A 21,037-nucleotide genomic window follows, 5' to 3' on the forward strand; every position below is an offset into this window, starting at 1 on the left:
GGTCGCCCGGATATCTCATTCCTTCTTTACCTTTGCCTTGAAACCCAGCTTTCCGAGATATCTCATCTGACCCAAGGGCCCCTTCGGAACATCCGCTCCCCCGGCTCGAAGCACATTCGCGACATGGTCGACACAACTGTTCGTACGCTCGTCATACTCGCCAAGCGTCTTTCCGATCTGAGACTGCTGATAGGCCATGGCTGCCTTTGCGTCAGGCAACGGAACCTCGGCGGTATGCAGAATCGGGTCACCGGTCATATAGCGCTCACGCCTCTCGTTCACGATCTTGGTGGTTCCGGCCGCATTGTCCGTCACCTGATGCGTGTGAACCGACATATAGCCGCTCTCCACCTCTACGGTGTAATGCCCGGTCGCCGAATCGGTGTCGTAGTGCCGGATAATCGCCTTGCCGCCGCAGTTGCAACAAGGATCTTCGCTCAGCCCCAGCGGATCGACCCACCCGGTCGGCGCCAACACATAGCGATATTGATTGACGCCCCCCAACAAGCCAATGGGATCGGCACTGACATAGCGTGCCGTCGCGGCGTCGTAGTAGCGGTGACGGTTATAGGCGAGCCCGGTCTCGTCATCCAGTTGCTGCCCCTGAAAACGAATCGCGTTCCGCACCGCGTGCCCGGATGCGCGCGAGACGCGTGAAACAATTTCCTTCGCTTCACCCCACGCCTTGTAAGTCGCCTCCCACACAACCTCACCGAGTTCGTCGGTCAGCATCAATGGCGTGCCGACTTGATCGCAGTGGTAGTAATACAGGTGAGCGTCCGCCTCCGAGACCGGAATCCGCTGCAATGGATCGTCTTCGGACGCATAACGTGCCGAACCATCACGCGTCGGAGTCGGGATTCCACCGACAGGTACGCTGACGTATTGTGCAAGCGGCACAAAGGAATTCGCTTCGTACACATAGTGCGTACTGCGCTCGCGATCGCTCTCATAAGCGAGCCGGTTGCCGTCCCAGCCGAATATCGTCGCGATCCCGTCGACCTCCTTCGCGATTCGTCTGCCCGCGGCATCGTAGAAATACCGCGCATCGGTCTGGCGCGCCGGCGATTCGATTCGTGCACGAACCAATCGATTGAACGCATCCCATTCAAAGCGTTGCACGCTTTCCGGCGTTCGTTTCTCGGTGACATTCCCTTGCGGGTCGTAACTGAAGCGCGAACCGGCATATTCCCTCAGCAGGTTGCCGAGCACTTTCGGCACCGCAGGAGGCAGCGTGCTGACCGATCGAACCGGGCTCGGCGGCGCTGACGTGCGCGCATGTTCCGGGCTGCCGGCATCGACAAGGTTGCCGGCAGGGTCGAAGGCAAAACGCTCGGCACTGCCGTGCCCGGTCGCTTCGATCAACCGCCCGACCGGATCGTATCGATAGTCGAACAATCCTCGCCGGCTGTCCTCAATATGGGTGATCTGGCTCGCGGCGTCGTAGCGATAATGCCGGGCCATCAACGGCGCGGGGGCCTTCTCGCGATGGAGCGTCCAGTTCAGCAAGCGGCCGGCCGGGTCATATTCGGTCCGCTGTTCGAGCTTGCTCGCGTAGGTTCGTTGAACTTCGCGATATAAATCATCACGTTCAAAATTCACGCGCGCTTCGTTGTCGAGCAACATCCCGTGGACGTGCCCTGATCCATACGTGAGCCAGTCGATCCTGTGTCCATCCGGCCGCACCGTACCGATACGCGTGCCCAATTGGTCGTACGTGTGATGCCAGACGTAACTGCGCTGTTCGCCGAAAAGATCATATGCGTGATGCTCCCGCACCAGGTTTCCCGCGGGATCGAAGAAATGCTGGATGCGACTGCAGGCATTTTGCGCGTCGACGAGTCGACCGAGCGCATCGTAGGCGAACCGCTCTTCGTTACCATCGCACGTCCGTCGTACCAGCCGGCCTCCGCGATCGAATTCGACGTGGGTGATCTTCCCGGCTACATCGATGGCAGATACATAGCCGGTGTCTTCACTGTAGACATAGCGCGTTTCCGTACCGTCGAAGCCGACGGTCTCGAGCAGCCGGCCAACGGGATCGTACATGCACTGATAGGTCGCATGATTCGAGTCGGTCAATCTCACCAGACGCCCGAGCCTGTCGTAGCCGTAACTCAGCGTGTTCCCCAGCGCATCGGTGCGCACCGCGACGCGCCCCGCAACGTCATAGCTGTAGCGCGATGTACGCTCCATCGGGTCCGTGATCGCAAGCAGGCGTCCTTCGGCGTCGTATTGAACACGTCGAGTACCGGCTGCCGTGCGAATTGCTTCGAGCCGCCCATTGCTGCCATATCGATACGCGATTACCCCGCCTGACGCATCCGTCTCTTCGGTCAATCGACCCTGCACGTCATAGGCCCAGGTCGTCGTCTTGCCCGAGCAGTCCGTATGTGAGATCAACCGGCCCGCGTCGTCATACGCCATGACCTTGACGCCACCCTTGGCATCGGTCACCTCTACCGGCAAGCCTTGTGCGTTGTAGCTATATGTCGTCTTGTGTCCGAGCGGATCGGTTTCGACGGTGACGCGCCCCGCGTCGTCATATTCACGCAACCACACGGCACCCTGGGGATCGACGATTCGAACCATATGGTCCTTGTCGTCGTAGTCCATCTCGGTCACGCTTCCGTCTACACGAACATGCCGGACAAGGTTGTCGTGTTCGTTATAGGACATGCGTTCCACGCCACCGTCCGGATAGGTATGCTGTACGAGATTATGATAAGCATCCCGATACATCCATTCCTCTCGACCATCCGGATGGACGATGCGGAACGTGTAGCCATGCAGATCGTAATAATGCTTCGTTACGTTGCCGAGCGCGTCCGTCACGCTGACCATGCGGAAGTCGGGATGCCATGCAAGTCGCGTGTCGAAGCTGCCGTCATCCGCATACTCGCGAACACATTTCGATTTCGGCCCCGTACCGTCCCACTCTAGGTTCATCGCACGGTCGGTTCGATCCGTATAGCGTGTAATGAGGTGGTGACGGTACACGTATTCGCGACGACCTCCATTCCGGTCGATCGCCACGATGAGATCGCCGTCCGTGTCATACATATAACGTGCCAGCGTATCGATACGCTTGCCATCGGCATCATGATGGGTTGCCTCGACGATCCGCCCTTTTTCGTCGTAATGGAAGGCAACGATCGCAGTCGGCGTAATCAACCGCGTCAGTCGATGACGATCGTCGTAGTCGAGCGTGACCTGGTTGCCCGACTGGTCCTTGACGAAGGCGAGACGAAATGCGTCGCCGCGAAATTCATAGGCCTCAAGCAGTTCATGTCCCCGCGTCAACGTGATCCACGTGTCGTCGAGGCGCAACAACGTCACGCCCTCGCTCCGGTCAACATGGGCGTCGCCAGGCGCAAGCGGTGGATAGTCGATGCTGCGGCCTGTCGCGTCGTGGTACGTAAATCGATCCCGATGCGCATCGATACGCGTGGTGTATGCCGTAATCCAGCGTGCACCAAGCTCTCCGCCCGAATCATTCGCGTCGAAAAACGATCGATAAGTCCGTGTCCAGGTAATGGGAAGAACACCGGGCAACGTGAAATCGTGGTGCTCGAGTCGCTCGTCGCCCAGCGCAAATCCCACCGAACGCTTCGTCGCAACCGGCGGCGAAGGTCGCGGACAGATCAGCTTGCTGTCGTTCGGCCCCGGATGTTGGGCCGGTTCCGTATGCCTGACCGTCTCCTTCTGCCCCTCACCTTCATGACGATGAACTTTCGTCGTGCCCTGTTCCTTGATGCCAGTCGAATGCACTTTCTGCTTACGCAACGCATCGCGCTTCTTGTCGATGGCAGTCTGGATAAGGTTGATCAACCAGCCGATCTTGCCGGCGTCGATACCGCCCAGCGCGAGGATTTTCTCCTTGACCACCGGGATCATGGTGCGCAACGCCTTCGCAACGTTCAGCAACGGCTCGCGATACTTGAGATCGAGCACTTTCGCCGCCTGCGTCCCGGTGTTGATGAGCTCCTTTGCTTCGATCTTCACAAAGTCGACGATCAAATGACCGAGCCCCGCAAACGTCTTGCGTGCATCATGCGCCGCGAAGCCAGATGCAACCTGGCCCGCATGCTGCCCAACCGCCCGCACATTGTGCGCGACACTCAATTGCTTCTCGCCCGCCACCTCCTCGAACAGGCGCGCGAAGCCGATCATGAATTTCTCGATGTAATCGGCGCAGGTCTTGAGCAGGTTGTCCAGCTCCTTCTTCACGCCATCGACGAAACTCTGAATACGGCCGGCGAACTGCTCGCTCAGACTATCGATCAGTGCCTGCAGCAGTGCGGTCTGCATGACCTGCAATGTCGCTTCACCGAGTGCCTTGCCGCTTTCGACGACCTTCTGCCGCACGAGCTTCATCACCGGACGCACACCCATCCGGAATTCGGCAGTACCGGGCGGAATCGGGATGATGCCGATCAGGTCCAGACCGAGGTTCAGATAATCGAACACATCGGGATGCTTGCCACTCTGCCCATGCTCGATCATGTCCTTGATATCGAGCACGAGATCGACGGCTGCCATGATATTCGCCACCACCGGCAGCGCGTTGGCAACCATCTCGAGCCGCTCGATGGTGATGAAGTCGTGGCTGATGGCACGCAACCATCGGTCACAGGCCTTGACGCCAGCCTTTACATCGATGGTCTCGATCTGCAGCAACGGCGCGACGTAGACCTCGGTCGGCTTGGGAAGAATGACGCCCGAAGAAGCGGTCATGATTGTTCTTTATTCGAAAGTGGTGGGTCGCGCCTTGCGCGAGCGGATACTCAGAGAACCTTCAGCGCAGGCACAGCACTGCGCGCGGCTTGGGCGAGCGCACCGACCTGCTGGGCTGCGGCGCCGAGTTGGCTGGCCTGCGAAAGGGCCGCACTGGCACCAGACGGCAAAGCACTGCCAAGGGCACCTTTGGCGAGGCTCATCGCCTGACCCACACCTCCCTGGGCAACCTGCCCCGCCATGCCGGCCAGTTGGGTCGCCCCCGACATCGCACCCATCGCGCCCGACGGCAACACGTTTGCGAGCGCCCCCTGCGCGAGCCCCATCGCCTGTCCGCTCAACGCCTTCCCGATACCACCTTGCGCGCCCTGCCCCGCGATAGCCGCCAACTTCGTCGCAGCCGGTAGTGCCCCGGGCGGCAGCAGACCGCCGAGTTGAGACATCGCCGTCGCGGTCGGATCCGCTCCCTGCATCGGTTTCGCTGGCCACTGCGCCGTCTTGAATACGCTCGACGGATCGTACTGATTGCGCGGATCCTCGCCGAACTGGACCTGCACAGCGCCGGCCGGCAAGCCGCTCACGATCGTATGTCCCTTCGCATCAAGCGCGCCTTCCCGCAACACGCCGCCGCTGGCGTCCAGCACCGTGAACTTGCCGCCCTTGAAACCCTCGCCGTTCGCGTACTGATGCAGCAACTCCAGCTGCCCCGGCTGATCCGGCCGCGGGCTCGGCAACGGATACCCCATGCTCGCCGGACCCGCGAACGTATGAGACGCCCCCTTCACGTCGATCTTTCCGGGCGCATGGACCTCGACATTGCCATCCTTGATCCGGATGTACGCCCCGCCGCTCGTCAGCAGAATCCCCTGATCGGCCGCGATCTCGATGCGATCCGTCGCCGACACGACCTTCACCGCCTTCTGTGCGGTCACCTCGATGTTGTCCGACTGCGCCTGGATCTCCACCTTGCCCTTGCCCGCGAACAGCTTCATCCCCGCGTTCTGTACGAACAGGCTCAGCTTCTGCCCGATGCTCCCGATCAGCGACTTGCCCGCCGCGACATGCACGCTCTGCCCGCTCGCCACGTTCACATGATCGTTCGCGACGACATGCACCGACTGCTGCGTCGACATCCCGATTCCCGACGGGCTGCCGAACAGCATCACCGGTTCCTTGAACGCGTTCGCGTTACCCGTGCCGCCGCCTGCCGTGCGCCCGCCGGATGCGCTGCCCGACTTGCTGTCCTGCGTCGCGTCGGTGAACGCGCGCATCGTGTCCTGCGCTTCCTTCAGGCTTTCCGCCTGATGCTGCTCGCTCACACCCGACATCGCTTCGACGAGGCTTTCACCCGTCACGAGTTGCTGCTGCGCGTCCTTCACGTCGAGCGGCTGGCTGTTCGGCGCCTTCGGGTGCGTCGTCACGTAAAGGCCCTGGCTCGCCCGCACCGCGCCGTACGCATCCGAGCGCAAGTCGAACCCGCTGCCGAGATACGACCCGCGCGAATTGCCGTTCTGGTCGATGAGGTAGCCGAGATGCAGCAGGCTGTTCGCGCTGCTGCTCATCAGCTGCACGCGGTTCTGCCCGGTCGCGTCGTCCATCACGAGCTGGTTGTAGCCGCCGCCCGAATACTCCTTCGACCGGTAGCCGGACAGGATCCCGTCGCTATGCCACTGCGGCTGGTTCGCGCCGTTGTACACGCGCCCGACGGCCAGCGGCCGGTCGCAGTCGCCGCCGACGTAGTCGATCAGCACTTCCTCGCCGATGCGCGGCACGTGCACGCCGCCGTAGCCGCCGCCCGTATCCGACTGCACCACGCGTACCCAGCACGACGCGTTCTCGTTGGCCGGATTCAACCGGTCCCATACGAACTGCACACGGATCCGGTTCAGTTCGTCGGTATAGACCTCCTCGCCCTGCGGTCCAACGACGATTGCCGTTTCGAGGTGCATCTCCGGTTTTTTATGCTCGAACGGGCTGCGATACGGCACGCTCACGCGCTGCGCCTCGACCTCGACCAGATAGAAACCGACCGATCCGTCGTCATGTGATACCTGAAGCCCAGGCGTGTTTTCGTAACGTGCTCGCGTCTGGTCGAGCGAGCGTTTCAAGCTGTGCGGGAAATCCGAATCGCTACCGGATACGGGCAGGTTGTTCTCGATCCACCACGCGACCTCGATTGCGGCAAACTCCCGCTGATCGGCGGAATCACGATCATGCTCGGGATGGTCTGCCAGCGTGAAGCGTCGGCCGGCGTCGATCGCGCGCACGCCGCCCACGGCATGGAAGCGCTTTGCCTGCGACTCCCATCCCTCCATCTTGACCTTCGCAAGATGATCACCACGGGCCTGGTCCAGATACGTATAAGCGCCGGTGTACTCGTAGACTTCGAGTTGATCCGGCAACTCGCCCTGGCCGGCCATCGTCGGCAACGACGTGCCCTTCGGGTTCGACGGCTGTGCAGGATTCTTGTAATCGAATGTGCGCGTCGTGAGCGTCACACTCTGCAGCGTGCGTGTGCCTGACCATTGCGTGAACGCGTCCGCTTCGCCCGCCGTGCCACCGCGGTAGAAGCGCACGATTTCCGGCGACAGCGGCGCGAACGCCTGCAGGTTGTCGGTGATCACGAGCGTATGCGACTTGCCGTCGTCGGCTTGCTGCCACGCGCAGTAAAGCCCCTCCTCTTCCATCAACCGATGTACGAGGTTCCAGTCCGTCTCGCTCTGTCGCGTGTACGAACGGTTCGCCAAAGGCTGTGACAAGGCAAAGCGGAACCGCCCGCGCGCTTCCGGATGCATGCCAAGTACGTCGGAAATGATTTCCTCGACGTTCTTGTCGATCCAGATCTTCTCGTCCCGGCGAAACCGGAGCACGTGCATCCAGGCGCGCAACTCGAGCTGATAGGTCGTCAACCCACCGTTCGCGCCAAGCCGGCGCGCGGTGTAGATGTAGCCGCTGACCGGCCGATATGCGCTGTTCCCGAGCCGAATCCAGAGCGTCGCAGGCTGAGCAATCAGCTTCTTGAGTTCAAGGCTGTCATTGCTCGATACGACGTCGAGCGTAAACGAATAGTCCCTGCCGATCTGCGATCGGCCGACTGCGCGCTGTACGGCAAGTGCGTTGCCCCCCAGCGGGGTGTCCAACTTGAGCAAACGATCCTGCTGAAGCAAGCCGCCGCGAAGCGCGGCGCCGATGTCCGGCATGTTCATGATGCAGCCCTTTTTTTATTTCAGCACCCTCGGATGGTGTCTGTGACTCTGTCGGGCGGGATTTTACCGTTTAATCAGGACGTTATGGTTAATCGTCGGACCAAGAAAAGAAACATGACCAGAACACGCGCCACACGATCCATGATGCGGATCGCACCTGCCGTTGTCGCATCGTTCGGTTCACGCCAGCATGTCGTCGCTGCCGCTGTGCTTCAATGTCTCTCGTAGACAGCACCTGCCAATCAACTCGCCCGCTTCCCACTATTTCCGGAAACCCGCATCGTCATCGAGCCTGAGCGCCACGGCCCGGATCCTCGTACCGAGCCGGTGCGTGAGCATCTCCCGCATTGCTCGGCTTTTTCTTCGATTTCATCGCGCCGGTTTTCACCTTCGTCGATCAGGGTTCGAAGTCGACTGTCATCCGGCGTGACGAGAAATACGCGGTGATCGCTGAGATCACGGCCTGGCGTGTGACGGCATCGATCGTCTTTTCATCATGTCCTGGGTCCACGTGCTTCATCGAGTCGACGTAGACGACGAATGCAGGACTGTTGTCCGCAATCGGCAGCAGCGCTTCGCCAAATACGCGGACGACGTGCACGCCATCGGATAAATCGATCGCTCCGCGCGAGACCATCAGTACTTTGTACGTCATCACTGTACCTCGTGCGGTTCAGTCATCAACGAACGGCTTCCCCTGGATGCCAGCGATTCTACAAATGTGACGGCTCACGTATCACCCAAGCGCTTCACAGCTTCCCGATTCGTTCCTCTGCCCGCCGCACGCAGTGCATATCCCGAGCAGATCACAGTCGGCGGACTGTGCTTATCCAAAGGTGTTAACAGGGTTCGTATATATACGTAGTGATAGTTAACAAGTCCTGTGGCCCACAGTGGATAACCTCCGTAACGCACTGAATTTTCAACATGAAGCGAAATGCATAACCCTGGGTGAGCGACGTGAACAGCGCCCGGCAGCACAGAACAACTTTTCGTCGATTCGCCGCTTCGCCGACCTATCCTCAATCGTTCCACTGTGAATCCAGAGGCTTGCCGGACGGTTATCCAGAGGGCAATGTGGATAACACCACAGCGCATCGACGCGTTTTGCTGTGACGCGAGCACGTGAAGCCAACGTTCCCGGCATCGCCAGGCACCATCGATCGTCAGCGTCCACACGCGCCGTTTCAAAAAATTTTCACGAAGGGGCTTGTGCTCCTCAAAAACCCTCTCTATAATTCGCGGCTTCTTAGGCTCGTAGCTCAGTTGGTTAGAGCACCACCTTGACATGGTGGGGGTCGTTGGTTCGAATCCAATCGAGCCTACCAACGAACAAAATGAAGGGGTCCGGCAGCACAACTTGCCTACAGGCAACGCGGCTCGCCAAACATACAAACGCCACGCGGCAACATCGCGTGGCGTTTTTCTTTTCCGGTCCGAAACAACGCATGAAGCCCCGATGCGTTGCGCGAATCGCGGTCCCGACCTGCCATGCAACGGTCGCTGTACGGCGCGTAGAATCGTCTGCGCATCGACGTGGCGGCTTCGCCCATCGCCCGATTTCCACCGCATCAGAACAACCACGCGCACTCCGCGCGACTGAGAGCACACGACCATGTCCGAGGTCACGACCGCCGGATCGTCCGCAAGCAACGACGAAATCGCCGCTTACGTCGGCAAGAATGCCGCCTGGTTCGAGCGCAAATGGGCGATCGCCGAAGCGCGCAAGAGCCGGCAGTCATGGAACTGGGCCGCGTGCTTCCTCGGCCCGGTCTGGATGGCGTATCGATGCATGTACTGGCAGGCGGCCGCCGTGCTCGCCGCCACGCTCGGCATCACGCTGGTCGAGCTGCTGTACTTCCCGAACTACTTCGAATCGAGCATGCTCGACCCGGTCACGATTGCGATCGCGGTCTCGCTCGGCTGGTGCGGGAACAGCCTCTACAAGCGGCACGTCGAACGCAGGATCGAAAAACTGCGCCCCAGCGCGACATCCCGCGAATCGTTGCTCACGCTGCTCGAAGCGCAAGGTGGCACGAACTGGCTGGCGGCGGCCGGTTTCGCCGTCGCGACGCCGCTGCTCGGCGTACTGATGCTCACCACCGTAGGCGCGATGTACTGATTGCTGTAGCCGGCGATCGGTGAAGCAGAAAGAAGAGGGCGGACGGCGCCGTCGCCATGCATCCGCATGGCATGCGGTGCCGGCTCGCGTCACCTTCAGTGCAGATGCTTCAATTTGTCAGGATTCCGCACGACATAGATCGCGACGATCTTGCCGTCGTCGACCTCCAGCGCGGTGGTCTGCAGTTCGCCATCGGCTTCCAGCGTGACGAATCCCGGCAAGCCGTTGATGAACCCGGCCCGCACGAGCTTCGACGCATGCGTCGCGAATAGCTCCGCCAGGTACGCGTGCACCTTCATCACGAGTTCGAAGCCGAACACCGGCTTGCCGGCCGCCGTGCGCTTGCCGCCGCCGTCGGAATGCAGGCTCACGTCCTCGGCGAGCATCGCGCCGAGCGCACGCATGTCGCCGCTGCGTGACGCCGCGAAGAACGCCTCGGCCAGCTCGATCCCGCGCTGCTTCTCGACATGAAACCGCGGCCGCGCCTCGCGCACGTGCGTTCGCGCCCGCGCGGCAAGTTGCCGGCACGCGGCCGCGTCGCGCTGGATCGTCGTCGCCACTTCGTCGAACTCGAGACCGAACACGTCGTGCAGCAGGAACGCCGCGCGTTCGAGCGGCGACAGCCGTTCGAGCGCGAGCAGCAGCGGTAGCGTGACGTCGTCCTGTTCGTCTTCCTCGATGACCGGCTCGGGCAGCCACGGGCCGATGTAGGTCTCGCGCTGGTGCCGCGCGGATTTCAGCTGGTCGAGGCACATGCGCATCACCATGCGGCGCAGGAACGCCTCGGGCACGCGCACCTCGGTACGGTCGACGTCCATCCAGCGGATGAACGCGTCCTGCACCACGTCCTCGGCATCCGCGACGGAACCGAGCATCCGGTACGCAACGCGGATCAGCGTGCGGCGCAGCGGGTCGAAGCTCGCCGCCGCATCGGCCCGTGCTTCGGCGCTGCCCGTGGCCGGGGCGTGGTCCGTCATCAGGCCACCATTTTCGCGGCGGCGGCCTTTGCATCGGCCGGCTCGATCCACAGCCCGAAGCCGACGGCGAGCCGGTTCCAGCCGTTGATCACGTTGATCATCAGCGTGAGTTTCACCTGTTCCTCCTGGCTGAAATGATCGTTCAGCGCCGCATAGGCCGCTTCATGCGCGGCGTGGCCCTCCGACAGCCGCGTGAGCGCTTCGGTCCAGCCGAGCGCCGCGCGTTCGCGGTCGGTATAGCAGGGTGCTTCGCGCCACGCGGCAAGCAGGTAGATGCGTTGCTCGGTCTCGCCGTGCTCGCGCGCCTCGGCGGTGTGCATGTTAATGCAGTTCGCACACGTGTTGATCTGCGACGCGCGGATCTTGACGAGCTCGATCAGCGTCGGCTCGAGGCTCCCGGCAGCGGCGACCGATACGGCCATCCAGTTCTTCATCAGCGCGGGGGCGGCGGCAAACGGATTGAGTTTCGCAGTCATGGTTCCTTCTCCTTTCGTGTGGGTTCCGGTGACATGACGAGCGAGCCCCCGCGCGTGTGACATCGACTCAGAAAATTTTTCGAATCACGCACGGATGGAGATCGCAAGCGAAGGGCCGAGCGATTCAACACCGTGCCAATGACCGTACACGACGGCGTTCGTCAGACAAACTCGCACGCCACGCGGCTGTCATGGGCCGTCAGTAGCACGCCGCGCAGGCTGGCATCCGGCAAAGCCCGCCCGGGCGGGCATCCCCGCGTCGTCACGCATCCGGCACATGCGCACCCGATGCTTTCATTTGTCTTTCTGTCGCGTTTCATCGGCATCCCGATTCGCAGCATTCACATTTCTGGACCATACTGTTCTGCACGGGCAGATGAAGTGACGCCGCATCCGCGGCCCGGCGCGCGCGCCGGCTGCCCGACGACGCAGCAGGTCGCACGTCAGCCGCGCGCATCATGCGCAAGGCTTTCCTTTTTCCGGCAACGCAACGCAGCGCATCGCGCCGTGGACGGTAAACCGATGAGCCTTCTTGCCTCGCAGCTTCAGCGCCGTTACCAGGACGTGCGCTCCCATAGCGTCGCGCTGACCGCGACGCTGTCCGCCGAAGACCAGGCCGTGCAGTCGATGCCCGACGCGAGTCCGACGAAATGGCATCTCGCGCATACGACCTGGTTCTTCGAAACCGTCGTGCTGATGCGCCGCGTGCCCGGCTACGCGCCGTTCGACGACGCGTTCCAGTTCCTCTTCAATTCCTATTACGAAGCGCTTGGTCCGCGCCATCCGCGGCCGCAGCGCGGGTTGCTCACGCGCCCGTCGCTCGACGAGGTGCACGCGTACCGGCAATACGTCGACGACGCGATGCTGCGCGCGCTGGCCGGCGCCGATGCGGCGGTGCTCGACGCGATCGCGCCCGAAGTCGTGCTCGGCCTGCATCACGAGCAGCAGCACCAGGAACTGATCGTCACCGACATGCTGCATGCGTTCTCGTGCAACCCGCTGAAGCCGGCGTTCCGGCCGCGCAACGGGATGGACGGCGATGCGATGGCGACCGGCGACGCCGGCGCGCTGCGCTGGCTGCATCAGCCGGGCGGGCTCGTCGAGATCGGCCACGACGGCGACGCGTTCTCGTTCGACAACGAACGGCCGCGCCACACGGCGCTCGTGCGGCCGTACGAAATCGCGAACCGTCTCGTAACGAATGCGGAGTTCGCGGCGTTCGTCGCCGATGGCGGTTACACACGCCCCGAGTTCTGGCTGTCCGACGGCTGGGCCACGGTGCAGCGGGAAGGGTGGCAAGGGCCCGCGTACTGGATGCCCGACGACGACGATGCGGCCGCCACGCGCGTGCGGCGCACGTTCGGCCTGCACGGCATCGAGCCGCTCGCGCCGGACGCGCCGGTGTGTCACGTGAGCTTCTACGAAGCGGCCGCGTATGCGGAATGGGCCGGCGCGCGGTTGCCGACCGAATTCGAATGGGAAACCGCGTTTGCCGCCGAAGGCATCCGGCAGATGCTCGGGCACGTATGGCAGTGGACGCGCTCGTCCTACGAGCCGTATCCGGGCTTTCGGCCGCTCGCGGGTGTCGCGGCCGAATACAACGGCAAGTTCATGGTCGGCCAGCAGGTCCTGCGCGGCAGCAGCATCGCGACGCCGCCCGGGCACGAACGGCCGACGTACCGCAATTTCTTTCCGCCGGCGGCACGCTGGCAATTCACGGGAGTGCGACTTGCGCGAGACGTCTGAGCAGACGGCCACGAGCGGTGGCCAGCAACCCGCCCGCGATGCGCGGCCGAGCGCGTTCGAGCGCGACCTGATCGACGGACTGTCGCGCACGCCGCGCAGCATTTCGCCGAAATACTTCTACGATGCGGCCGGCTCCGCGCTGTTCGACCGCATCTGCGAACTGCCGGAGTATTACCCGACGCGTACCGAGCTCGGCATCCTGCGCGATCGCGCGGCCGAGATCGTGCGGCGCGTCGGCCCGCATGCGGAACTCGTCGAATTCGGCGCCGGCTCGCTCGAGAAGATCCGCGTGCTGCTCGACGCGTTCGCGGGCAACTATGCGAACGCGCCGGCACGCTATGTGCCGGTCGACATCTCGGCGGACTACCTGCACGGCGCGGCCGCGCGACTGCGGTCGGCCTATCCGTGGCTCGACGTCGCGCCGCTCGCGGCCGACTATACGAAGGCCGAGCAACTGGCCGCGCTGACCGCGACACCGGCGCGGCGCATCGGTTTCTTTCCCGGCTCGACGATCGGCAATTTCTCGCGGGAAGAAGCCGACGCGTTCCTGCGCGATGCCGCGCGGCTGCTGCGCGGTGGCGGCCTGCTGGTCGGCGTCGATCTCGTGAAGGACGAGCGCACGCTGCACGACGCGTACAACGATGCGCAGGGCGTGACCGCGCAGTTCAACCTGAACCTGCTGGTGCGCGCGAACGCGGAGCTCGGCGCGGACTTCGACATCGCTGCGTTCTCGCATTGCGCGTTCTACGACCGCGATCGGCAGCGCATCGAGATGCATCTCGTCAGCGACGTCGCGCAAACCGTGCACGTGCGCGGCCATGCGTTCCGCTTCGAAGCCGGCGAGCGCATCCATACGGAGAACTCGCACAAGTTCACGATCGACGGCTTCCAGGCGATCGCGCGCCGCGCCGGGTTCGAGCCCGATACCGTGTGGACCGACGCGGACAACCTGTTCAGCGTGCACTGGCTGCGCAGCGTCGACGACATCCGCGCTTGACCCGCGCGTTGGCGAACCGCTCGCGCCGCGCGGTGCGGGCGGTTCGCATCCCGCGCACGCCGGCCGGCCCGATCGAATCGCCCGGTTTCGTGCCGAAACGCCCTTTTTACCGGTGCGATGCACCGTCGCAACGGTGTTTCGAGTGCGGCCTCTCCCTTGTCCCGCAAGGGTTTGCGGCTCTTCGTAAACGTCCGTTACCTGTCTCGCATACCCGTTTCACCTGTGTCCGTGTCCGGTGCCTAGACTCCGAACCGTATTCACATGACGCACGACACGTGCAGGGAGTCGCGAGATGAGCAAGAAACTTATTCTCGGTGCAGTTCTCGGTGTAGCGGCGCTGGCAGCTTCGGGCGTCGCGTCGGCCCACGTCGACCTGTCGGTCGGCATCGGCGTGCCGGGCGTCTACGCGGCGCCGGCACCGGTCTACGTCGCGCCGCCGCCGCCCGTCGTGTACGCGCCGGTCGGCTACCGCGATGACGGCTGGCGTGGCGATGGCTGGCGCCAGCGCGAATGGCGCGAACACGAGTGGCGCCGCCGTGAATGGCGCGAGCACGAGTGGCGTGACCGCGGCGGCTGGCGCGGCGGCCGCTGGGACTGAGCGGCCCGGTTGATTGCCACGAGAGGAGAGTGACAACATGAAACCCATTCGACACATCAGCGTGTATGCCGCGGCCGCTGCCGTGGCGCTCGCAACGATCGGCAACGCGCACGCGGCGGGCTGCATGAAGGGGGCGGTGGTCGGCGGGGTCGCCGGCCACTACGCGGGCCACCACGCGGTCGTCGGTGCGGTCGGCGGCTGTGTCGTCGGCCACCACATGGCGAAGAAGCAGGCGCAGGAACAGGCCGCGCAACACCGGGCAGCCGCGCAGGGCACGCAGCCGGCGCAGTAAGCACTTCATCACCGGGGCGGCGCCGAGGCGCCGCCACCACCTGTTTCGTTTCCCGTTCACGCAGGACCCGGATTGATCCGACGAATGCGCGCCACGCGCGCCGTTACGATCATTTACAACGTCGTGCGGCGCGAATTTTGCGCGTTCATAGAATGCAGTCACACGAACGCGCTCCAGGGAGTACCAGATGAAACAGCAACGATATCTGTCCGTATTGACGGCCGCGCTGCTCGCGCTCGGCTCGGTGTCCGCGTACGCGGCGGCCGGCGGCAACGGCGGCGGTCATGGCGCAGGCGGCTCGGGCGGTAACGCGGGCGGCATGTCCGGCGGCCACATGAGCGGCCAGGCGCTGAGCAACTCGAACGGCATGCGCGCGGGCGACCGCGACAAGGGCCTGTCGCGCGCAGCCGACCGCTCCGACACGATCGCCGACCGCGCCGGCGTGCAGCCGGGCCGCGGTCATACGCACGGGCATGCGCCAGGCCATACCGCGCATGCGTCGACGTCCGCGCATCGTTCGCATCACAACGCATTCGGCCGCACGCTGTAAGCACGGCGCACGCATGCGGGAAAAGGGAGAAGGGCGCTTCGGCGCCCTTTTTTCATGGCGGAAACGCAACGCCCCTGTTGCGCCGGAACCTCGAGCCGACCCGATTTGCAACCACCCGTAACCGCATGGCGCGCAGGCGAGAATACGGATCGCCTTCGAGCGGTCGGCAAAAGCGGAATCGATACGCGGCGCGCGCGTCGCAACGGCACCCGGCACGATCGACCGACGCAGAAAAAAGGGCGGCTCGCCGCCGCCCTTCGTCTTACCGCCCGGCGCCCGCCGGCGGCACCGCAGGCTCGAACAACGCGTCGGCCTGCCGCACGCGCACGAAGCGCGCCGCGCCGTCGCCGTCCACCAGCGCGCGGAAATGCGCTTCGCCGCACGCGAGCTTCGCGCGTTCGTGCTCGCTCGGCACCTGGCCGTCCGCATTCGGCGTATCGACGACGAAGTACAGCCGCTCGCCGCCGTCCTGTTCCGCGAGCACGGCCCAGTCGGGGTGATAGCTGCCGAGCGGTGTCTGCACGCGGAACCACGCGGGCAGCTTCGCGTACAGCTTCACGCCGTCGTGCGCCTCGAGCGCGTCGGCGAACGCGCGCTCCGCGTCCGTCTCGCACACGACCGCTTCGTGAATCGACTTCCGCGCATCGGGCCGCAGGTTGCGCAGATAACCGGTCAGCGCCTCGCTCTCGAACGATTCGAGCGCATGCACGTGGCGCTCGCCGAGCTTGCGGTACGCGATGCCCGCGACGAGCGCGTGGCGCTTGCAGCGGTTGATCGCCTCGGCCGCGACCGCGATGAACTGCTGCGGATTCACGCGGAAATCGTCGAGCCGGCCGCTGTCGGCCAGGATCGTCGCGAGCGAACGGCGCGTGAGCTGCGTGCGGTCCTGCAGCTCGGTGAGCAGGTCGGGCAGCGGCAGCTCGCCTTCGTCGATCAGCACCGTGCCGGCGCCGGCCACCTCGATCGCCTCGATGCCGGCCTTGCCGATGTCGATCTCGGCCTTGCGCCACTGCAGCCGCGCACGCGCGATGTCCGGCGCATCGCGCAAGGCGGCCGCGCAGTCGCGCACGAGTTTCGCGTTGTCGAACTCGACGCGGTACACGGTGCGATGGCGAATCCGGTCCCACAGCGACCGGAAATCCTCGCCGAACACGACGGCCTTGCCCGACGCATCGCGCCGCAACGCGATCGCGCGGCGCTCGTCGGCGTTGCGCACCGTGAAGCGGCCCGACAGCTTGCGCAGCGTCGCGACGATCGGCGCCCGCAGCCTCTCGAACGCCTCGGGCAGCACCAGCGCGCTCTGGCGCAGTGCATCCTTCAGCCGGTCGAGCACCTTGCCCTGCGCGTCGACGTAGCCCTGCTCATGCAGGTGGTTCCACAGCACGCGCGACAGCTCGATGCCGAGCGCGTGCGCGGGCCCGTCGGCTTCCTGCACGGGCAGCGCCGCGAACTGGTGTTCCTCGACGATCCCGAAACGGATGCCCGTATCGGCCTCGATTTCCTTCTGCAGGTTTTCCGCGAACGACTCGTAGCGCTCGGTCGCGATCACGGTGAGCGTGTTCACGCCCGCGTCGCGCACGCGTTCGCCGTCCTGGTCGACCGCGAGGCGCAGCCCGCGGCCGAGCGTCTGGCGGCGCTCGCGCTCGGTCTGGATGTCGCGCAGCGTGCAGATCTGGAACACGTTCGGGTTGTCCCAGCCTTCCTTCAGCGCCGAGTGCGAGAAGATGAACTTCAGCGGCGTGTCGAACGACAGCAGCGCTTCCTTCTCGCGCATGATCAGGCCGTACGCGCGCTCCGCGTTCTCGCGCGCCGCCGCGCTGCTTTCGCTCGTGTCGGTCCAGCCGCCCTTGCGGTCGATCGAGAAGTAGCCGTTGTGCGCGCGCCCGACTTCGAGCGCGACGTCGACGCCGTCGAACAGCGCACGGTAGGCCGGCACGCGTGCCGCGCGCGCATATTCCTCCTCGAAAATCAGCGCGTAGTCGCCCTTCACGGGCATCCCGTTCTCGTCGTAGCGGCGATAACGCTCGACCGAATCGACGAAGAACAGCGACAGCACCTTCACGCCGCGCTCCGCGAGGCGCAGCTCCTTGTCGAGATGCTCGCGGATCGTGCGGCGGATCATCTCGCGCTGCACGGCGAGCGTGTCGATGTCGCCGAACGCCTCGCCGAGCGACAGGAACGCCTCGCCTTCCGGATGGCGCAGCTCGACGTACTCGGCACCCTTCACCGCGTGCACTTCGCCGATCCGCAGCCCCGCATACAGCGCGCGCCGGGTCAGGCGTTCGAGATCGTCGCCGTCGGTGACCGTCACGATCTGGCGCTTCACGCCGGCCGCCGTCGCGACGTCGAGCTCGACGCGCGCGCTGATCGCGCCGCGCCGGTTCGACACGCCGACGAGCCGCACGTACGGCTTGTTGTGCGCATCCTCGACGATCGCCGACGCGATCTCGATCTGCTTGACGAGCTTGCGCTCGTACGCGTCGACCGCGTCGAGCCGGTACACCATGTGGTGACGGTCGACGTGCGTGGCCGAGTAGCGCAGCGTGCAGAGCGGCGCCATCGCGGCGAGCGCTTCGCGGCCGCGCCCTTCGAGCCCGCCGTCGACGCTCTGCGGCTCGTCGACGATCACGATCGGCCGCGTCGCGCGGATCAGGTCGATCGGTTTCTCGCCGCCGGTCTTCTCGCTGTCCTTGTAGAGGTTGTTGATTTCCTTCTTGTTGATCGCGGCAACCGTCATCACCATGATCTGGATCGCCGCGCTCGCCGCAAAGTGGCGCACCTGGCCGAGCTTCGCCGAGTCGTACAGGAAGTAGTCGTACGGCACGCCCGCGTACAGCGCGCGGAAGTGATCCTCGGTGATGGACAGCGTCTTGTGCACGCCTTCCTTGATCGCGATCGACGGCACGACGATCACGAACTTCGTGAAGCCGTAGCGGCGGTTCAGCTCGAAGATCGTGCGCAGGTACACGTAGGTCTTGCCGGTGCCGGTCTCCATCTCGACGGTGAAGTCGCGCGAGCCGGGCAGGCCGGACGGCGGCAGCCCGCCGCGCAGCTGCACGTCGGCGAGATTGCGCGCGAGCGCGTCGTCGGTCAGCGACAGCCGGTTGCCGACCCCTTGCTCCGACACCGCGAAGCCGAGCGAGCCTTGCGCCGCGGCCGTCGTGCCGGGCGCGGCGTTCGCGAGCACGCTGAAGTCGCCGCGATACGATTCCTGGCCGCGAAACAGGTCGCAGACGGCGTCGATCGCCTCGCGCTGGTAGTCGAGATCCGCTTCGAAATGCAGCCGCATCACAGGCTCCGCACGCGCTTCACGCCGTGCTGTTCGAGCAGCGCGGCGAGATTGAGCTTCGCGACGTCGTCGACGAAGCCGCTGTCGCGGAACAGGCACGTGACGTCGCGCGTCGCGCCGGTTGCGTCGAGCAGGTCGACGATGCCGTCGGCGAGCGGGCCCGCGTCGTCGCGCGCGATGCGCGCATCGAAGCACGCGACGATCGCGCGGCCGATCAGGTGCACGGTCTTGCCCGCCACCTGGTGATGCTCGACCGGCGTGCACAGGTCGAGGCCGAGCTTCAGCGTCAGCTCGGCGAGCAGGTCGTCCTCGGTGCGGCCGGTCTTCACGTGCTCGACGGATGCGAAAAGGGCGTGGTCGAAATCGTCGCGGCGCGGATCCCACTCGATCACGTTGGTGGTGTCAAGCCGGTACACGCGAAAGCCCAGGTCGCCATAACTTTCCGGATAGTCGCGCGCGACCTGCTGCGCGGCGCGGCGCAGGCGCTCCTTGGTCACTTCGGCGAGCGTCAGCGGCTTTTTCAGCTTCGCGCAGAAATCGGCGGCCGCCTGCTGCGTCTTGTCGCGGCGGTCGAGCGCCTCGGGCAACTGCACGAGGATGTAGCGGCGCGCGCCGCCGTCGGTGGCGTTCACCTGCATCACCGCGTGGCCGGTCGAGCCGGAGCCCGCGAAGCAGTCGAGCACGATGTCGTCGCCGCGCGTGCACCAGCCGATCACGGCCGCCGCGAAATCGACCGGCTTCGGCAGGTCGAACGGGATGCCGAGCGTCTTCAGGAGCGCGTCGTCGGAGCCGGCGAACGGCAGCACCGACGGCACGTTCTCGTACATGTTCTCGTCGAGGTAGTAGATCCGCTGCGGCTGCGTGGTCTCGTCCGCGCCGAATTCGATCTGGCCGCGCTCGATCAGCGCCTGCATCGTCGCGGGCGGGTTGCGCCAGCCGCGCGCGGGCATCGCGCACGGCTTGCCGGTGACCGGATGGATCAGCGGCGTGAAATACTCTTCCGGCGCCTTCTTCTTGTTCGGCCAGGCCATCGACACGAGGCGGTACACGCGGCCTTCCTCCGACAGCCGGTCATACATCACTTCGCCGCCGGACAGGTTGGTCTGCGCCTTCATCCACGCGCGATACGCCTTCTGCGCGTCCTTCGCGTTGCCGCTGCGGTACATGGCGTCGTGCGCGGCATCGAGCATGCGCTGGGCGTTGCGCTTCGGGCGCTTGAGCGGCGCGCGTTCGAGCAGCGTCTCGGCGTTGCGCGCGAACAGCACCAGCGATTCGTGCTGGTATGCGACGCCGCGCGCGTCGCCCTTCGGATTGCGCTTGTCCCACACGGCCACGCCGAGCTCGTTCTCCTCGCCGAAGATCTCGCGCAGCATCAGCACGAGCGCATGCACTTCATGCTCGTCGATGTGCACCGCGATCAGCCCTTCGTCGGACAGCAGCGCGTGCGCGAGCTTCAGGCGCGGATACATCATGTTCAGCCAGTCGGTGTGGAACCGGCCGTTCGCCTCGGTGTTGGTGCTGCGCTTCACGCCGCCCTGGGTCTGCCCGGTCATCGCCAGGTAGTGGCGGATGCTGTCGCTGAAGTCGTCCGGATAGACGAAATCGCTGCCGGTGTTGTACGGCGGGTCGATGTAGACGAGCTTCACCTTGCCGGCATAACTCTTGTGCAGCAGCTTCATCACGTCGAGGTTGTCGCCCTCGATCACGAGGTGGCGCGTGTCGTCCCACGCGACGCTGTCGTCGGGGCAGGGCCGCAGCGTGCCAGTCGACGGCGTGAGCGCGGCCTGGCGCGCGCTGCGCTTGCCGTGCCAGTGGAAGCCGTAGCGCTCGTCGGCGTCGCCGACCGTGCGTTCGCCGACCAGCGCCTTGAGTACGTCGACGTCGACCGACGCGCCGTCCGGCCCTTCGGTCACGAGTTCGGGGAACAGCGCCTTCAGGCGCGCGACGTTGTCGGCGGTGAAATCCGTCGACATCGCCTGCGGGCTGGCCGCATCGAGTTTCTGCATCGTCTTTTCCATCGGAGCCCGGCCGCGCGCGCCAGGACGTC

At 64.5% G+C, this 21,037-nt stretch carries 13 protein-coding genes and 1 tRNA gene; 7 read left to right on the top strand and 7 right to left on the bottom strand.

Annotation, left to right across the window (positions count from 1 at the left end):
• Positions 1-15: 15 nt before the first annotated feature.
• The 3 genes from WJ12_RS00130 to WJ12_RS00140 form a co-directional block, all read right to left on the bottom strand.
• Positions 16-4,737 (bottom strand): RHS repeat-associated core domain-containing protein, encoded by a 4,722-nt coding sequence (locus WJ12_RS00130; RefSeq protein ID WP_059560201.1) that lies wholly within the window; start codon positions 4,735-4,737, stop codon positions 16-18.
• A 50-nt stretch (positions 4,738-4,787) separates the two neighbouring features.
• Positions 4,788-7,943, bottom strand: a complete 3,156-nt coding sequence (locus tag WJ12_RS00135) for a type VI secretion system Vgr family protein (RefSeq protein WP_069245519.1) — start codon at positions 7,941-7,943, stop codon at positions 4,788-4,790.
• 397 nt (positions 7,944-8,340) lie between these two features.
• Positions 8,341-8,598, bottom strand: coding sequence for an Imm74 family immunity protein (locus tag WJ12_RS00140; protein ID WP_059559533.1), 258 nt, complete (start codon positions 8,596-8,598; stop codon positions 8,341-8,343).
• A gap of 596 nt (positions 8,599-9,194) precedes the next feature.
• Here WJ12_RS00140 and WJ12_RS00145 point away from each other — a divergent pair.
• Positions 9,195-9,271 (top strand) — tRNA-Val (locus WJ12_RS00145).
• A gap of 287 nt (positions 9,272-9,558) precedes the next feature.
• Entirely contained in the window at positions 9,559-10,065 is a 507-nt protein-coding gene (locus WJ12_RS00150) for a DUF2628 domain-containing protein (RefSeq protein WP_059559530.1), read from the top strand.
• A 95-nt stretch (positions 10,066-10,160) separates the two neighbouring features.
• Here WJ12_RS00150 and WJ12_RS00155 read toward each other — a convergent pair whose 3' ends face one another.
• Both WJ12_RS00155 and WJ12_RS00160 read right to left on the bottom strand, forming a co-directional pair.
• Positions 10,161-11,042, bottom strand: coding sequence for a sigma-70 family RNA polymerase sigma factor (locus tag WJ12_RS00155; protein WP_059559527.1), 882 nt, complete (start codon positions 11,040-11,042; stop codon positions 10,161-10,163).
• Positions 11,042-11,518: a carboxymuconolactone decarboxylase family protein gene (locus tag WJ12_RS00160; RefSeq protein ID WP_059559524.1), complete on the bottom strand. Its 477-nt coding sequence runs from the start codon at positions 11,516-11,518 to the stop codon at positions 11,042-11,044. Before WJ12_RS00160 ends, WJ12_RS00155 begins: the two co-directional genes overlap by 1 nt.
• A gap of 522 nt (positions 11,519-12,040) precedes the next feature.
• Between WJ12_RS00160 and egtB the strand changes: the two genes are divergently transcribed.
• The 5 genes from egtB to WJ12_RS00185 all read left to right on the top strand — a co-directional run bounded on the left by egtB (position 12,041) and on the right by WJ12_RS00185 (position 15,701).
• Positions 12,041-13,264 carry an ergothioneine biosynthesis protein EgtB gene (gene egtB, locus WJ12_RS00165; RefSeq protein ID WP_059559522.1) on the top strand — a complete coding sequence of 408 codons (1,224 nt, stop codon included), beginning with the start codon at positions 12,041-12,043 and terminating at the stop codon, positions 13,262-13,264.
• Positions 13,248-14,261, top strand: coding sequence for an L-histidine N(alpha)-methyltransferase (gene egtD, locus WJ12_RS00170; RefSeq protein ID WP_059559519.1), 1,014 nt, complete (start codon positions 13,248-13,250; stop codon positions 14,259-14,261). The genes egtB and egtD overlap by 17 nt, the downstream gene beginning before the upstream one ends.
• Positions 14,262-14,553: 292 nt before the next feature.
• The gene (locus WJ12_RS00175) at positions 14,554-14,859 is read left to right on the top strand and encodes a hypothetical protein (protein ID WP_059559518.1); all 306 of its coding nucleotides are present in this window, start codon (positions 14,554-14,556) and stop codon (positions 14,857-14,859) included.
• A 37-nt stretch (positions 14,860-14,896) separates the two neighbouring features.
• Positions 14,897-15,151: a glycine zipper 2TM domain protein gene (locus WJ12_RS00180; RefSeq protein ID WP_034188223.1), complete on the top strand. Its 255-nt coding sequence runs from the start codon at positions 14,897-14,899 to the stop codon at positions 15,149-15,151.
• 187 nt (positions 15,152-15,338) lie between these two features.
• Positions 15,339-15,701 (top strand): hypothetical protein, encoded by a 363-nt coding sequence (locus tag WJ12_RS00185; RefSeq protein WP_059559515.1) that lies wholly within the window; start codon positions 15,339-15,341, stop codon positions 15,699-15,701.
• 262 nt (positions 15,702-15,963) lie between these two features.
• Here the strand turns inward: WJ12_RS00185 and WJ12_RS00190 are convergent, their stop codons facing one another.
• Both WJ12_RS00190 and WJ12_RS00195 read right to left on the bottom strand, forming a co-directional pair.
• A complete protein-coding gene (locus WJ12_RS00190) occupies positions 15,964-18,990 on the bottom strand; it encodes a type III restriction-modification system endonuclease (protein ID WP_034188221.1) in 3,027 nt (1,008 codons plus the stop codon).
• The gene (locus tag WJ12_RS00195; RefSeq protein ID WP_034188220.1) at positions 18,990-21,008 is read right to left on the bottom strand and encodes a site-specific DNA-methyltransferase; all 2,019 of its coding nucleotides are present in this window, start codon (positions 21,006-21,008) and stop codon (positions 18,990-18,992) included. Before WJ12_RS00195 ends, WJ12_RS00190 begins: the two co-directional genes overlap by 1 nt.
• Between the last annotated feature and the right edge of the window lie 29 nt (positions 21,009-21,037).

Origin of the sequence: Burkholderia seminalis, from assembly GCF_001718535.1 — a bacterium.
GTDB classification, from domain to species: Bacteria; Pseudomonadota; Gammaproteobacteria; order Burkholderiales; family Burkholderiaceae; genus Burkholderia; species Burkholderia seminalis.

Coding starts and splice junctions, on each gene's coding strand:
- WJ12_RS00130 (WP_059560201.1), bottom strand. CDS start 4,737: ATGACCGCTTCTTCGGGCGTCATTCTTCCCAAGCCGACCGAGGTCTAC.
- WJ12_RS00135 (WP_069245519.1), bottom strand. CDS start 7,943: ATGAACATGCCGGACATCGGCGCCGCGCTTCGCGGCGGCTTGCTTCAG.
- WJ12_RS00140 (WP_059559533.1), bottom strand. CDS start 8,598: ATGACGTACAAAGTACTGATGGTCTCGCGCGGAGCGATCGATTTATCC.
- WJ12_RS00150 (WP_059559530.1), top strand. CDS start 9,559: ATGTCCGAGGTCACGACCGCCGGATCGTCCGCAAGCAACGACGAAATC.
- WJ12_RS00155 (WP_059559527.1), bottom strand. CDS start 11,042: ATGACGGACCACGCCCCGGCCACGGGCAGCGCCGAAGCACGGGCCGAT.
- WJ12_RS00160 (WP_059559524.1), bottom strand. CDS start 11,518: ATGACTGCGAAACTCAATCCGTTTGCCGCCGCCCCCGCGCTGATGAAG.
- egtB (WP_059559522.1), top strand. CDS start 12,041: ATGAGCCTTCTTGCCTCGCAGCTTCAGCGCCGTTACCAGGACGTGCGC.
- WJ12_RS00175 (WP_059559518.1), top strand. CDS start 14,554: ATGAGCAAGAAACTTATTCTCGGTGCAGTTCTCGGTGTAGCGGCGCTG.
- WJ12_RS00180 (WP_034188223.1), top strand. CDS start 14,897: ATGAAACCCATTCGACACATCAGCGTGTATGCCGCGGCCGCTGCCGTG.
- WJ12_RS00185 (WP_059559515.1), top strand. CDS start 15,339: ATGAAACAGCAACGATATCTGTCCGTATTGACGGCCGCGCTGCTCGCG.
- WJ12_RS00190 (WP_034188221.1), bottom strand. CDS start 18,990: ATGCGGCTGCATTTCGAAGCGGATCTCGACTACCAGCGCGAGGCGATC.
- WJ12_RS00195 (WP_034188220.1), bottom strand. CDS start 21,008: ATGGAAAAGACGATGCAGAAACTCGATGCGGCCAGCCCGCAGGCGATG.